The sequence below is a fragment of the Alphaproteobacteria bacterium HT1-32 genome (assembly GCA_009649675.1).
In the GTDB taxonomy this organism is placed as follows: domain Bacteria; phylum Pseudomonadota; class Alphaproteobacteria; order Rhodospirillales; family HT1-32; genus HT1-32.
Map to the genome: position 1 here is coordinate 367,096 of WJPL01000002.1, position 14,615 is coordinate 381,710.

Below are 14,615 nucleotides of genomic sequence, written 5' to 3' on the forward strand. Positions count from 1 at the left end.
ATCAGATCATGGCCATTCCACCATTTATATGAAGGGTTTGGCCAGTCACATATCCGGCTTCGTCGGATGCAAGATAGAGCGCACCGGCAGCAATATCATCAATCGAGCCGAATCGGCCTGCCGGAATGACGCCCTGCATGCGGGACTTCTGCTCATCATTCAGCGCATCGGTCATGGCGGTTTCAATGAAACCCGGTGCGATGCAGTTAACGGTAATGCCCCGCGATGCAACCTCTGCCGCGAGGGATTTTGACATACCGATCATGCCGGCTTTTGAGGCGGCATAATTGGTCTGGCCGGGGTTGCCGGTCACGCCAACAACGGAGGTAATATTCACAATCCGGCCGAATCGCTGCTTCATGAGCGTGCGCAGGCTGGCCTGCGACAGGCGGAAGGCGGCGGTGAGGTTGACGGTGAGGACCTGTTCCCAGTCTTCGGGTTTCATGCGCATGGCAAGCCCGTCACGGGTCAGTCCGGCATTGTTGACGAGAATGTGGAGGCCACCCATGGCAGCCTCAGCCTGGCCGGGGAGAGCGGATACCGCTTCCATGTCCGACAGGTTACAGGGCGTGATATGGCATCGCTCACCCAGTTCACCAGCCAGTGTTTCCAGGGCTTCGCGCCGGGTGCCGGACAGGGCGACAGTGGCCCCGGCTGCATGCAGTGCAGAAGCAATGGCACCGCCGATACCGCCGGATGCGCCGGTAACCAGTGCGCATTTTCCAGTCAGATCAAACATATCTTCTTTATCCTTCTCGGCTGCAACGGTGATCTCCGAAGCCGTTATTTCTGCCGGGAGACTGCAAACCCCCGGCCCTGTTATCGCTGCTGGTCAGAGAGTTGCCAGCAATGTCTCAATATCATCAGGCCCCTGAACGGAGATGCCCGTCAGCTCACGGTCAATCCGGCGAACAAGGCCGGTCAGCACTTTTCCAGACCCGACTTCAATCAACGTGTCCACGCCTTTTGCCTTCATGGCGAGGACTGATTCGCGCCATCTTACCATGCCGGTTACCTGCTTGAACAACAGGGCGCGGATTTCATCGGGGTCGGTGACTTCGTCAGCCGTAACATTTGCGATAAGTCGCGGATTCGGCGGGGTGATCGATGTCTCGGCCAGGGCTGCCTGCATGACATCGGCGGCGGGGGCCATCAATGCGCAATGGAACGGTGCGCTGACAGGCAGCAGGACGCTGCGTTTTGCGCCGGCTTCTCCGGCGAGGACAACTGCGCGTTCGACAGCAGCACGCGAGCCACTGACGACGACCTGACCATCTGAATTGTCGTTGGCGATATCGCAGACCTCGTCTCCGGCCGCCTCGCGGGCGATCTCGGCGACCTTGTCGATATCAAGGCCCAGCAGGGCGGCCATGGCACCTTCGCCAACCGGGACAGCTTCCTGCATGGCCTTGCCACGTGTCTTCAGAAGACGCGCTGCGTCAGCCACACCAAATGCACCGGCGGCGGCAAGGGCGGAATATTCACCGAGGGAATGACCGGCGACAAAGTCCGCCTTGTCAGCGATGACGATACCGCCATCTTTCTCCAGCACCCGGATCAGGGCCATGGAAACAGCCATCAGGGCGGGCTGGGCATTTTCGGTCAGTGTCAGTTCATCTTCCGGCCCTTCAAACATCAGCTTTGAGAGCTTCTGCGACAGGGCGTCATCGACTTCTTCAAATACTTCCCGGGCGACCGGTGAAGCTTCGGCGAGCACCTTGCCCATGCCGACAGCCTGCGAACCCTGACCCGGAAATACAAAAGCACGGGACATATGGCGTGTCCTTCCTTCAAAGTCTTTTTTGATTCAGCCTGATTACCCTTGCGGCTGCGATGGCGCAAGCGCTTGCACCGGGGTCGCCTATCTGTATATTGCGCGGCTTCAATAACCCTTGCCGGCGCTGTGTCGGCTATGGCGCGTGCTGCGTTGCCTGAGAAAATCCGTAAGGGAGTTTACGAATGCCTTTATACGAAACCGTTATGATTGCGCGCCAGGATATTTCCGGCGCTCAGGCCGAGGGCCTTATCGAGACCTTCTCGACCCTCATCGGCGAACAGGGTGGCAGTGTCACCAAGAATGAATACTGGGGCCTGAAATCCCTCGCTTACCGCATGGACAAGAACCGTAAGGGTCATTACGCGCTGATGAATATCGACGCACCGGCCCCGGCTATTGCCGAGATGGAGCGCCAGATGCGTCTGAATGAAGACGTGCTGCGTTATCTGACAATCCGTGTTGAAGAACATGAAACAGAGCCGTCAGCGATGATGAAGTCTCGCGGTAGCCGTGATGACCGTCCGCGCCGCGATAACGATGATCGCCCGCGCCGTGACAACAGTGAAGACCGCCCGCGTCGGGAAAACAACGATGCGCCGGCAAAAGCCAGCGAAGGAGATAAGGCATGAGCACCTCACCTCGTCGTCCGTTTTTTCGTCGCCGCAAATCCTGCCCGTTCACCGGTGATAATGCACCGAAGATCGATTACAAGGATGTGAAGCTGCTGAGCCGCTACATTTCCGAACGTGGCAAGATTGTACCGAGCCGCATTACTGCTGTTTCCGGTAAGAAGCAGCGTGAACTGGCCCGCGCCATCAAGCGCGCCCGCTATATCGGTCTGCTGCCTTACGTGGTTAAGTAAGCAGTCGGTTCCGGCACCGGACAGGTGGCGGTGGAGAAGGCATGTGAGTGATGCACAGGGAAATCGGCATAGCGATCGCCGCAGGGTTGGCCAGCGCCATGATTATGGTGCTGCCGGCCTATGCCGTTCCGTTTGCACTGCTCGCTCCGTTTTTTCCGCTTCCGCTTCTGTTGTGCGGTCTGGCGCGCGGCGCCACGACCGGTGCAATAGCGCTCTGCGTCTTCGGTCTTGCAATGGCGGTACTCAGCCCGGCGGCGTCGGTTCTTCCGCTCGTCGCCATTTACGGATTACCGGCCCTGCTGGTGGTCTGGCTGGCATTGCAGCAGAAAGCCGATGCGGATGGACAGGTGAGCTTTGCGCCTCCTGGTCATGTCGTGTCGTCACTGGCGATTTATTGTGTCGCCGGGTTTCTGGCAGCGGTAGTGTTTTCAGGCGGGCCACAGGCCATTCTGGATTTTCTGCGAAGCTTCACCGACGGTTTCATGTCTGCTTTCGGGCAGGCACTGGACACGCAGGGCGCAACCATGCAGCCGGAAGATGTGGCGAAGATGTCCGAAACGCTGGCAGCGACTTTGCCGGCCGCAGCCATCGTCTACACGTCACTGATGTATCTGGTGAACGCGGTATTTGCGCAGAGCATTCTGGCGAAGCGAAATCTGGCGATCCGGCCAACACCCGTCTACCGGACATTCTGGCTGCCGTCATGGTTGCTGATCGCGTTCGGGGCGTCACTGGCGGGATGGCTTCTGCTGGACGGAACCGCAGGGTTTATCCTGCTGACCGTGACAGCGGCGCTGGCTCTTCCGTTTTTTCTGCAGGGGCTGGCGGTGATGCATGTGCTGACCCGGGGGCTTCCGGGGCGGGGACTGTGGCTGTTTCTTTTCTATCTTTTGCTGGTGCTAATCACCGGCGTTTCGGTTGTGCTGGTAACAGCACTTGGAGTTGTTGATCACCTGACGGGTCTGAGGGCGCGAGCAAGCGCTTCCCGGCCGTCTGACGAGGAGTAGTACTATGGAAGTCGTGCTTTTGGAGAGGGTCGAGAAACTCGGCCAGATGGGCGATGTGGTAACGGTAAAGCCGGGCTTTGCCCGTAACTTTCTGCTGCCGCAGAACAAGGCGCTGCGCGCCAACAAGGCAAACCTGGCCTATTTCGAAAGCCAGCGGGTACAGCTTGAAGCTGTCAACCTTGAGCGTCGCAAGGAAGCGGAAGCCGTTGCCGCACAGGTTGACGGCCGCGAGATCGTGATGGTTCGCCAGGCTGGTGAAAGCGGTCAGCTCTACGGTTCGGTATCGGCCCGTGATATTGCTGACAGTGCCCGGGAAACCGGTTTCATGGTTGGCCGCAGCCAGGTCGATCTGAACCAGCCGATCAAGGAACTGGGCCGCTATAACATCCGGATCATCCTGCATCCGGAAGTCGATGCGACCATCCTGATCAATGTCGCCCGTTCGGCAGAAGATGCCGAAGCGCAGAAGATTGCTTCGGAACAGGCTGCAGAAGCCGATCTGCTGGCTGAAACCGATGACGTTCAGGCTGAACTCGAAGAGATTGAAGCAGAAGCTGCTGACGCTGTTGAAGAAGACGACAGCAAGGCCAGCTAAGCCTCAGACTGATATGATCCGTGGCCGGGTGTGATATCCGGCCACGGTGATCTGTAAAATAAAACAGGACGCGGTTTATTCCGTGCCCTGTTTTTTTATGGATGACTGGTTCAGATGAAAAGCCGGGCTGTACAGAATCAGCAAACAACAAAACCCGCCTCAGGGAACACCCGGGCGGGTTTGATGCGAGCGGAGATGGAGTCTCCCTCGTGCAGGTCTTCGGAAGACTAGAAGCCTTCGCGTTCCAGGCGCTTGCGCTCGAGCTTACGGGCGCGGCGAACGGCCTCAGCACGCTCACGGGCACGCTTTTCAGACGGCTTTTCGTAGGAACGGCGGAGTTTCATTTCCCGGAAAACACCCTCGCGCTGCATTTTCTTTTTCAGCGCCTTCAGGGCTTGATCGACATTATTGTCGCGAACAGAGACTTGCACGTGCAGACAGCTCCTTCCAAGCTTGCGAATACTAAAAGACGGCGAAAAACATATCCGCCGTCTTGATCAAGCTGCGTGTATAGGCGTTTTCGCCCATAGCGCAAGAGTTTTTCAGCAGAAAAGGGACGGCTACGGCTGACAATTTATGGCAATTCTTAAAATCGCACGTATGGGACATGCTGTCCTGCGTAAAGCCGCAGATCCTGTGGAAGACCCGACCGCCACCAGCATTCGGGGGCTGGTCGCGGATATGCTTGAGACACTGGCAGATGCCGGAGGTGTCGGGCTGGCTGCCCCGCAGGTCCATATACCGCTGCGGCTGATGATTTTCTTTGTTCCGGAAACGCGGGTCGAACTGCCGGAAGATCCGGATGACAGCGCGCAGGATATGACCGTTCTGGTGAATCCGGGATATGAACCATTATCTGAGGAGACCTCGCTGGGCTGGGAGGCCTGCCTGTCGGTGCCGGGACTGACGGGGGCCGTTCCCCGCTATACCCGTATCCGGTATTGGGGGACCGGTCTTGACGGCTCACGGATTGAGCGGCGCGCCAGTGGCTTCCATGCGAGGGTGTTCCAGCATGAATATGATCATCTTGACGGGGTGCTCTATCCGCAGCGGCTGAATGATCCGTCGCTGTTCGGGTTTGCCGAGGAAATCCGGCGCGATCCGCCGTCATTGCGTCCGGACTGAGGGGCATTCACCCTTGGCGGAAACGGTAATTGATGCCATATCAGAATGATGACTGATACTTTGCACGATGATACCCGTGAGCGGCTGATGGCTGCTTTGTTGCCAAATGTGGCCTTCGATGGCTGGACGATGACGGCGTTACGCCATGCGGCGACAGATGCCGGCGTCAGCGATCATGAATTGCTGTTGGCTTTCCCCAACGGTGCAATGGATGCCCTGCTATACAGCATTCGCCGGGCAGATAGCCGGATGCTGGAACAGCTGGCGAAAATGCCACTGGACGAGATGCGTATCCGCGACCGCATCACGACGGCAGTCCGGATCCGGCTGGAGAATGAGCCGGACAAGGAGGCCGTGCGTCGTGGCGTGACGCTGCTTGCGCAGCCGCAGAACGCGCCGGTCGCGGCAAAGCTGACCTGGGCGACGGTTGATGCGATCTGGCGGGCCTGTGGCGACCGCAGCCATGATTATAATTACTATACCAAGCGGGGCCTGTTGTCCGGCGTCTGGACATCAACATTGTTGTACTGGCTGAACGACCGGTCAGAGGGGGATGCAGCTACCTGGGCTTTCCTCGACCGGCGGATTGGTGATGTCATGCGCATCCCGAAACTGACGGCGCCGTTCAAGAAGGCTGCCGCCCGTTTCCCCTCGCCGTTACGGGTGCTGGAACGATTGCGGGCGGGTAACCCGTTTCCCTCCCGCCGGGCCAGTGGTCCGACTGACTAGCTGGCCCGGGCGGGCTTCCGTCTCTTCCTCATGGCGTCCCGGCGAAAGACGGGAATTAGCGGCTAACAGGTCGTCAACTTTCTGGCCAGTGCAACGAACTCCTGTGCTGCGACTGAATGATCTGTTGTGCGGACGGCGATCCAGATCGGGGCTTTCAGACTGATGTCCGGGGCCAGTTCACAAAAGACCACCCCATCCATGCCAAGCTGCCGCAGCGAGGCGGGGGCTATGGTGACGCCAAGACCGGCCGCAACCAGATTCAGAGTAGAGACGATACGGGGTGCCTGTTGTGCAATCACCGGCTCGAATCCGGCTGAGCTACAGGCTTCCATGATAGCGTCATACAGGCCCTGACCTGCCGCCCGGCGGTACAGAATGAGGGGCTCATCTGCCAGTTCATGCAACCCGACCGGGGTGCGTTGCCCAGCCAGCCTGTGATCCTGCGGGATGGCCAGCAACATCGGTTCCTGTACCAGAAGGTGTAGCACAAGCCCGGTCCGGTCAGCGATGGGTGAACGTACAAAGGCGATATCCAGTCGTTCTGCCTTCAGTGCTTCAGCCATTTCTGCCGTGCCGGCTTCTTCCAGTATCAGTTCCACTTTTGGAAAACGCTCACGATAGCGCCGGATGATCTGTGGCACGAAGGGGTGAAAGGGTGAGGAACTGGTAAAGCCGACCGACAGGGCGCCTTCCTCTCCGCGTGCCGTGCGTTTGGTTTTGGCGATGGCTTCTTCAACTCCACTGATAATGGCCCGGGCTTCCGGCAGCAGGGCACGGCCTGCCTCTGTCAGTTCAACACCACGGGGCAGGCGGCGAAACAGCTGAACATTCAGTTCCGTTTCCATGGCCTTGATCTGCTGACTGAGCGGCGGCTGCTGAATGCCAAGTCGCTCTGCTGCTCGGGTAATATGGCCCTCCTCGGCTACAGCGAGGAAATATCTGAAATGACGAAGATCCATTTCTCATATCTAGATCATATGAAAAATGCGGTAAACATATATTGGATTCATAAAAACATACCGGGTAGCGTTTGTTTAGGACGAGGCACCTGACGGTCGTCCTGATTGTTTCCGTCCCATACAGGATGGGTCTACCCTCTCGAACAGGTGATAAGGACGACAGATATGGAATCCCTGATTTGCGATATGCTGGAATGGCTGGAGGCTGAACCGCGCAGCTATGACGAGGTTATGTCTGCCTGGCGTACATCCTGCCCGCGACTGACGGTCTGGGAAGATGCCTGGGATCAGGGACTGGTCAGCCGTCACCGGCTGGAAAGCGGTCAGATCGCGGTCCGCATTACCGAGAAGGGCAGGGATTACCTGTATCACAATGTACGGCCACGGGATGACCGGCCGGTTGTGACTGCCGCCCACGCAATTACCTGAGCCTGTCCGCAACAAAAATCCGGAAGAAGCCTGCAAGCATCTTCCGGATTTGTTACCGGCTCATCTGTGCCAGACGGCTCAGTCAGCGAAGGGGTCGTGGACCAGGATGGTGTCGTCGCGTTCCGGACTGGTCGACAGCAGGGCAACCGGGGCTTCAATCAGTTCCTCAATACGCCGGATATACTTGATTGCTGTTGCCGGAAGCTGCTTCCAGGACCGGGCGCCAAAGGTGCTTTCGGACCAGCCTTCGAGCGTTTCGTAAATTGGTTCGACCGCCGCCTGCTGTTCAGCGCCGGCGGGAAGGTAATCGACTTCTTCACCGTTCAGGCGATAGCCGACGCAGACTTTCAGTTCATCCATGCCGTCCAGCACATCAAGTTTGGTCAGCGCGATGCCGGAGATACCACCAACCTTGACGGCCTGACGGACCATCACCGCATCGAACCAGCCGCAGCGGCGTTTGCGTCCGGTAACGGTGCCAAATTCATGACCACGTTCACCCAGTCGCTGGCCGGTTGCGTCTTCCAGTTCCGTCGGGAAGGGGCCGGAGCCGACGCGGGTGGTGTAGGCCTTGGTGATACCGAGGACATAGCCAATGCCGGAGACGCCCATGCCAGAGCCGGTTGCCGCCTGACCGGCGACAACATTGGACGAGGTGACATAGGGGTAGGTGCCGTGATCGATATCCAGCATGGTGCCCTGCGCGCCTTCAAACAGGATGCGCTTGCCGTCGCGTCGCGCCCGGTCGAGGGTTTTCCAGACGGGCTTTGCAAAAGGCAGAACCTTCGGCGCGACATCCAGCAGGGCGGTGACGATGTCACCGGCGCTGATTTCGGCCTCACCAAGACCACGCAGCAATGCATTATGGTGGATCAGCAGAGCATCCACCCGGGCCCGCAGGCGATCGGGATCGGCCAGATCACAGACACGGATGGCGCGGCGGGCAACCTTGTCTTCATAGGCCGGGCCGATACCGCGCCCGGTGGTGCCAATCCGGGCGCTGCCGAGTGCTTCTTCGCGAACCCGGTCGAGATTGCTGTGCAAGGGCAGGATAAGCGCCGCGTTTTCAGCGATCTGGAGCCGGTCCGGTGTGATTTCCACACCCTGCTTGCCGATCTTCTCGATTTCACCGAGCAATGCCCAGGGGTCGACCACGACACCATTACCGATCACCGAAATGGTGTTGCTGCGCACGACGCCGGACGGCAGCAGGCTCAGCTTGTAGGTCGTACCGTCGATGACGAGGGTATGTCCGGCATTATGCCCGCCCTGAAAGCGTACAACGACGTCGGCGCGGTTTGACAGCCAATCGACAATCTTACCCTTGCCTTCGTCACCCCACTGGGAGCCGACAACTGCGACATTGGACATAACTGATCTCCGTTTGAAAGTGGTCAGGCGGCGGTGACGGGACGGATCGTCCCGCCATCCAGCCAATGCGAACAGCCAAGGCGCCGTGCCTCGCCTTCCGCATCTGTCGTTTCGTTCAGGGCGGCGACTGTGGTCCAGCCATCAGCCCGTTGGGAGGCCCCGGTTGAGGGGCCGGCAGGCAGATAGAGCCGGTCACGGCGTGACGGCTTTGGCAGCGCCCGCAAAAGACTGTCGAGATAGAGTGTGGCACCGGTTGCGGGTTCGCCACCATCGGCGACATATCGTCCGCCCCGGCCAAGCTCGCCCCGGACACCACGTCCGAACAGCGCGAAGCTGACCCCGGTATGATATTCGAAGCCGCGATTTTCGACCGGATCAACGGTCAGCCGGATATCCGGACGAATGGCGCGCAGGGTGTTGATGACGTTGCGCAGCCGTTGCAGTTCCTGACGACCGCTTGTGCCGAGGTCGAGTGCATCCAGCCGCTCCAGCGCCTGGTCGGCGGCCCCGGAGGCCCGCATCAGCTTGCCGAGCAGGGGAGCCGCATCACCGGCTATATTGCGGACAAGGGCTTCATCCTTGTGATCAAGGGCTTCACGCAGGGCTGTCCGGTCAATACTGACAGATTCGGTTGCCCGGTCGACCAGATTCGGGGTGAACAGATCAACCGTCACCTCGTCGATGCCAACTGCGGCCAGCGCCTCGTCACACAGCGCGATCACTTCGGCATCGGCTGCGTCCTCATCCGCGCCGATGATCTCGATGCCGGCCTGGGCAAACTGTCGCTCGGGGCGCAGCTGTGCGCCCTTAACCCGCAGAACGCTGCCTGCATAGCTCAGGCGCAGCGGACGTGGTGCCTTGTGCAGCCGTGTGGTTGCGATACGGGCGATCTGCGGGGTCATGTCGGCGCGCAGGCCCATCATGCGCTGGCTGACCGGATCCATCAGCCGGAAGGTCTGAGAGGCGATATCGCCTCCGCCCTGCAACAGCGCATCCTCGAACTCGACCATCGGCGGTTCGACCCGGTCATAGCCACGGCTGGCAAAGCAGGCACAGAGTGCAGCCAGAACACCGGCTTCATGCTCGGCATGCGGCGGCAGAATGTCTCGGAGCCCGTTCGGCAGAAGGGCCATACGTGCACTGTCATTCATGGACGGATAATCCGTAGGTGAAAACCGGAGGTTTGATAGCCGAAGCGGCGGGATGGAACAACCGCGCAGGGCGCAGTCCGGCGGCTGTTGTCACAGATTTCAGCCGCCGGAAGGTTTTGTCAGCTCTTGTCTTTGCCGATCTGCTCCAGATCGTAAGGGGTCGACTGGTAGATCGAGTTCAGCCAGTTGCCATAGAACAGATGCGCACTTGCCCGCCAGAAGTTGATCGGTGTGGCTGCCGGGTCGTCGCCGGGGAAATAATTCCGGGGCAGGTTGATGGCCTCACCCTTTTCGGCATCGCGGGCATATTCGTCACCCAGCGTTGTCGAATCATATTCCAGATGGTTGAACATGAAGACATCACGCCGCGCCCGGTCACGGACCAGACAGGGACCGGCCTCATCGGATTCAACAACGATGTCGAGGTTACTGAAATTCGCGAAATCCTCGGCATGATTTTCCGTATGACGCGAGACCGGCACAGGAATCTGGTCATTCATGCCGCGCATCAGCAGCGAGCGATGATCTTTCACCTTGTGCCAGTACACACCGAAACGCTTCTCCGGCAGGGTATATTTCGGAATACCGTGGAAGTGATAGAGCGCGGCCTGTGCGCCCCAGCAGAGGGAAAACAGGCTGTGGACGTTGGTGCGTGACCAGTCAAAGATCTGTTTCAGTTCGTCCCAGTAGGTCACTTCCTCAAACGGCAGCTTTTCAATCGGTGCGCCGGTGACGATGAAGCCGTCGAATTTCTCGTCCCGGATGGTGTCCCAGTTCCGGTAAAAGTCGCGCAGATGTGATTGCGGCGTATTCTTCGAGGTATGGCTGCCCGGTGTCAGCAGGGTCAGTTCGACCTGCAGCGGCGTGGAGCCCAGAACACGGGCGATCTGGTTCTCTGTCTTGATCTTTTCCGGCATCAGGTTCAGCAGCGCCACCCGTATGGGGCGGATATCCTGACGGATAGCGTCGTCTTCCCCGATGAGAAGAACGCCTTCATCTTCCAGTACCTGACGGGCGGGAAGGTCTCTTGGAATTTTGATCGGCATGTTCTGTTGTACTCTCTTCTATCGGATCTTGCGTGTCTCGCGACGGGTGGCGCAGGCGGCGAGATAGGTCTCGACCAGCAAGGCAGCACCCGGACGTCCGGCAGCAAGGTCAGCAGCCATGATGTCGTAAATCATCCTCAGGAATGACTCCGGTCCCGGACCGCCATTCTCTGCGGGCATGCCTTTAAATAGGTCGTCAGCCTCCAGAGAAAAGCCATAGCGGTCGGCATAGGCCTGATAACGGGGGCGACGGAACTCGATCAGGTCCGGGAACAGGGGGCCGGCAAACTGTACCGGATTGATGCCGGCACCACTGTCCGGCATGGTCGCCAGCCGTGGCGTAATGAAAGCGGGATTGTAGAACAGCGGCTTTGGTGAGGCCTGTGCGCGTTCAATCAGCTTTGCTTCGTAATAGTCATTCGAGCGCAGATAAATGGTCAGTGTTTCTGCGCCGAGACTGGCAATAACCGGGTCCTGCGGGTTGTCGATATCAACGATTTCGCACAGGCTGCCCGAGGCATCATTGATAAAGCTGTCACAGCCATACAGGGTCCAGGCCTTGCGGATGAAGCCTGAGACATCCAGCATCGACGCCACTTCGGCACGGCGATACAGATCCTGCCGTCGCAGAAACTCGTCCTTCGCCAGCCCTTTCAGGGCGGGGTCACCGAACATCCCGAGGAACGTCGATACCGGATCGAGGTTCTCGAAGGTGATGTTGTGGTTGATATAGATCGAATCCGAGCGCAGCAGGTCGGCGACAAACCGGTCTTCCATCGCCATGATCTTCTGCTTGATATTGTCGAGGATCTCCTCTGACAGATAGCGCGTTCCGATCCGGTAATCTGCCGAAAAATGATACCAGTTGGAAATCTTCCGCAGCCGCGACGACAGCATGGTCTTGCCGACACCGGACATGCCCAGCAGCGTAAAGGCATGCGGCAGAGCGCAGAAATCTTCGAAGGAAGGAAGCGGCGAGACAGACATCGGATAACCCTGCAGCGCTGTATAATTAATCGATCACGATTTATAGATGCATCTATCGGCGACGAAAAGCTGTCTCATTCCTATCGAGTGGTTTACTACGTTGATGCAATAACTGTTTTTACTACCATTTCAAAGAGTTCTGACGGGTTGTTTGTACAGCCTTGACCTCCATGGTCGAGGGTTTCCTTTTTGTGTTCAGGCAAGTTCGATACTGTATAAAAATAAAAAGGTGTATTAATATTGTTAGATCTAATGATATCAAGAAGCTTGTAACCTTCTCGTGGCCCTTCTTTTCTTCCCATATCTGATATAATAATGATATATTCGTTCTTTTCTAGTTTATCGATGGCGTCGTCAGTATTGAGTGATAAGTCTATGTGCAGCCCAATCTCCTGAAAAGCATCTCGTTCGTATGTATTGTTTTCAGGTCTATCGTCAACCCAAAGTATTGTTTTCCTTGATGTTCCGGTAGTTGATTTGTTTTTTATTATAGTATTGGCGTGTTTTACAATATTAGATATATCTAAATCTGACATTTCAGAAGATGTTTTGGCAGCTGCATGTTGGACGCTGCTCGTGATCCGAGCTACTTTCATGTATGTTTCGTCATTATTGAAATCTTTCGGAAACAATAATTTTGTATGATGCTTGGTGAGTAACCAACAGAAAGTAAATAATATAATTATAGGAAACGTGCACAGAAAAATAACGAGAATTATTCTTTCATTGTCTAGCAATGAATTTGACCCGATTACTAATGCCGCCATAGCGTATACTAGGGTCACGAAGATAGATATAATTCCTAAAGGTGTCTTCGAATGCGTTCCAATGTTTTTTAGAAAATCGCTCATAGAGTCGACCTAAAATAATTTTTACAATCGTAAATTTTTAGATCAAGTTTTTGGTGCGATCAACTAAAAGCAGTAAATGTGATTGAAACTGGGACCTCAATACAGTTACTGAGGCCCCAGTTTAAGTCTTCAATTCAAAGTTCGCTCAGATATCGAACTTCAGAGGCTTTGCCTGAACGACATGTTCGATGGCGCGGACTTTCTTGAGTACGTCCTCGGAGATTTCACCGTCGATTTCCAGCAGGGCGATGGCATTGCTGCCGACTTCCACACGACCGAGATGGAAGGTGGCGATGTTGACGCCGTTATCGCCCAGCACCTTGCCAAGTTCGCCGATCAGGCCGGGCTTGTCGTGATTGGTGATGTAGAGCATCGACGGGGCCAGATGTGCCTCGATGTCGATTTCCTTGATCTCCACAATCCGCGGGCTGGCACCGAGCAGGGTACCGGCGACTGACCGGGTCTGCTTCTCGGTTGTTACCGTGATGCGGATCAGCGTCTGATAGTCCGGGGCCTGCAGGGTGCGGGTCTCGGAACAGGCGATGTCGCGTTCCTTGGCGATGATCGGTGCGTTGACCATGTTGACCGAGCTCATCAGCGGGGCCAGCAGTCCCTGCAGGGCGAGGGCGGTCAGCGGCTTGGTATTCAGTTCCGCAACATGGCCGGCATATTCGATCTGCACGCTGCGCAGAGCCGATTCCGTCAGCTGCCCGGCGAAGCTGCCGAGCAATTCAGCCAGCTTCATGTAGGGTTTCAGGCGCGGAGCTTCTTCTGCGGTGACGGACGGCATGTTCAGCGCGTTGGTAACCGCACCGGTCAGCAGATAGTCAGACATCTGCTCGGCCACCTGCAGGGCCACGTTTTCCTGTGCTTCGGTCGTCGCCGCACCGAGATGCGGGGTGGCGATGAAGTTGGGCAGACCGAAGAGGGCGTTTTCTTTTGCCGGCTCTTCAACAAACACATCGAAGGCAGCGCCTGCGACATGACCGGATTCGAGAGCGGCTTTCAGGGCTGCCTCGTCGACCAGGCCGCCACGGGCACAGTTGATGATACGCACACCCGGTTTCATGCGGGCGATGGCATCAGCATTAATGATGTTGCGGGTCTGGTCGGTCAGCGGGGTATGCAGGGTGATGAAATCAGCCTGTTCCAGCAGCTGCTCCAGCGTGACTTTCTGGACACCGATCTCGACGGCACGCTCTGCCGACAGGAACGGGTCATAGGCCAGCACCTTCATCTTCAGGCCAACCGCACGGTCAGCCGCGATCGAGCCGATATTGCCACAGCCGATGACGCCGAGTGTCTTGCCGGTCAGCTCGACACCCATGAATTTCGACTTTTCCCATTTGCCGGCATGGGTGGATTCGTTGGCCTGCGGGATCTGGCGGGCGACTGCGAACATCATCGCAATCGCATGTTCCGCCGTGGTGATGGCATTGCCGAACGGGGTATTCATGACCACCACACCCTTGGCGGTGGCCGCTTTCAGGTCGACGTTATCAACGCCGATACCGGCACGGCCGATAACCTTCAGATTGTCGGCGGCTTCGATCAGTTCTGCTGTTGCCTTGGTGGCGGAGCGGATGGCTAGGCCATCATACTGACCGATGATTTCGCGAATTTCTGCCGGGGTCATGCCGGGCTTGAAATCCACTTCGATGCCACGCTCGCGGAAGATGTCGACGGCGCGCGGGCTCAGTTTGTCGGAGACGAGTACTTTTACCAT

15 protein-coding genes and 2 pseudogenes are annotated in these 14,615 nt (G+C 57.4%); 7 read left to right on the forward strand and 10 right to left on the reverse strand.

Annotated elements, in window-relative coordinates; all coding sequences use genetic code 11:
* Position 1: 1 nt before the first annotated feature.
* Together fabG and fabD are read right to left on the reverse strand one after the other, a co-directional pair.
* Positions 2-739, reverse strand: coding sequence for a 3-oxoacyl-[acyl-carrier-protein] reductase (fabG, locus tag GH722_13180; GenBank protein ID MRG72716.1), 738 nt, complete (start codon positions 737-739; stop codon positions 2-4).
* Between the two features lie 93 nt (positions 740-832).
* Positions 833-1,774, reverse strand: coding sequence for an ACP S-malonyltransferase (fabD, locus tag GH722_13185; protein MRG72717.1), 942 nt, complete (start codon positions 1,772-1,774; stop codon positions 833-835).
* A 185-nt stretch (positions 1,775-1,959) separates the two neighbouring features.
* Here fabD and rpsF point away from each other — a divergent pair, with 185 nt between their 5' ends.
* Genes rpsF through rplI form a run of 4 tightly spaced genes read left to right on the forward strand, consistent with a single transcriptional unit; the run spans position 1,960 to position 4,241 of the window.
* A complete protein-coding gene (gene rpsF / locus GH722_13190) occupies positions 1,960-2,406 on the forward strand; it encodes a 30S ribosomal protein S6 (GenBank protein MRG72718.1) in 447 nt (148 codons plus the stop codon).
* On the forward strand, positions 2,403-2,639 hold the full coding sequence (rpsR, locus tag GH722_13195; GenBank protein ID MRG72719.1) for a 30S ribosomal protein S18: 237 nt from the start codon (positions 2,403-2,405) through the stop codon (positions 2,637-2,639). Before rpsF ends, rpsR begins: the two co-directional genes overlap by 4 nt.
* A gap of 47 nt (positions 2,640-2,686) precedes the next feature.
* Positions 2,687-3,646, forward strand: coding sequence for a DUF2232 domain-containing protein (locus GH722_13200; protein ID MRG72720.1), 960 nt, complete (start codon positions 2,687-2,689; stop codon positions 3,644-3,646).
* A 4-nt stretch (positions 3,647-3,650) separates the two neighbouring features.
* Positions 3,651-4,241, forward strand: coding sequence for a 50S ribosomal protein L9 (gene rplI, locus GH722_13205; GenBank protein ID MRG72721.1), 591 nt, complete (start codon positions 3,651-3,653; stop codon positions 4,239-4,241).
* A gap of 227 nt (positions 4,242-4,468) precedes the next feature.
* On the opposite strand, the gene rpsU is transcribed toward rplI, so the two are convergent.
* Positions 4,469-4,672: a 30S ribosomal protein S21 gene (gene rpsU / locus GH722_13210; protein MRG72722.1), complete on the reverse strand. Its 204-nt coding sequence runs from the start codon at positions 4,670-4,672 to the stop codon at positions 4,469-4,471.
* A 145-nt stretch (positions 4,673-4,817) separates the two neighbouring features.
* On the opposite strand from rpsU, the gene def reads away from it, so the two are divergent.
* Both def and GH722_13220 read left to right on the forward strand, forming a co-directional pair.
* Positions 4,818-5,366 carry a peptide deformylase gene (gene def / locus GH722_13215; GenBank protein ID MRG72723.1) on the forward strand — a complete coding sequence of 183 codons (549 nt, stop codon included), beginning with the start codon at positions 4,818-4,820 and terminating at the stop codon, positions 5,364-5,366.
* 45 nt (positions 5,367-5,411) lie between these two features.
* Positions 5,412-6,095, forward strand: coding sequence for a COQ9 family protein (locus GH722_13220; GenBank protein ID MRG72724.1), 684 nt, complete (start codon positions 5,412-5,414; stop codon positions 6,093-6,095).
* A 62-nt stretch (positions 6,096-6,157) separates the two neighbouring features.
* On the opposite strand, the gene GH722_13225 is transcribed toward GH722_13220, so the two are convergent.
* Positions 6,158-7,054, reverse strand: coding sequence for a LysR family transcriptional regulator (locus GH722_13225; protein ID MRG72725.1), 897 nt, complete (start codon positions 7,052-7,054; stop codon positions 6,158-6,160).
* A 147-nt stretch (positions 7,055-7,201) separates the two neighbouring features.
* Here GH722_13225 and GH722_13230 point away from each other — a divergent pair.
* A pseudogene (locus GH722_13230) lies at positions 7,202-7,420 on the forward strand (hypothetical protein).
* Positions 7,421-7,561: 141 nt separating this feature from the next.
* Here the strand turns inward: GH722_13230 and GH722_13235 are convergent.
* The 6 genes and pseudogenes from GH722_13235 to GH722_13260 all read right to left on the reverse strand — a co-directional run bounded on the left by GH722_13235 (position 7,562) and on the right by GH722_13260 (position 14,615).
* Entirely contained in the window at positions 7,562-8,854 is a 1,293-nt protein-coding gene (locus GH722_13235) for an adenylosuccinate synthase (protein MRG72726.1), read from the reverse strand.
* Positions 8,855-8,877: 23 nt separating this feature from the next.
* Entirely contained in the window at positions 8,878-10,005 is a 1,128-nt protein-coding gene (locus GH722_13240; protein MRG72727.1) for an ATP phosphoribosyltransferase regulatory subunit, read from the reverse strand.
* A 119-nt stretch (positions 10,006-10,124) separates the two neighbouring features.
* Positions 10,125-11,051 (reverse strand): homoserine O-succinyltransferase, encoded by a 927-nt coding sequence (locus GH722_13245; protein MRG72728.1) that lies wholly within the window; start codon positions 11,049-11,051, stop codon positions 10,125-10,127.
* A 162-nt stretch (positions 11,052-11,213) separates the two neighbouring features.
* Positions 11,214-12,038, reverse strand: a pseudogene (locus GH722_13250) (ATPase).
* Positions 12,039-12,133: 95 nt separating this feature from the next.
* Positions 12,134-12,889: a response regulator gene (locus GH722_13255; protein ID MRG72729.1), complete on the reverse strand. Its 756-nt coding sequence runs from the start codon at positions 12,887-12,889 to the stop codon at positions 12,134-12,136.
* A 145-nt stretch (positions 12,890-13,034) separates the two neighbouring features.
* Positions 13,035-14,615, reverse strand: coding sequence for a phosphoglycerate dehydrogenase (locus GH722_13260; protein ID MRG72730.1), 1,581 nt, complete (start codon positions 14,613-14,615; stop codon positions 13,035-13,037).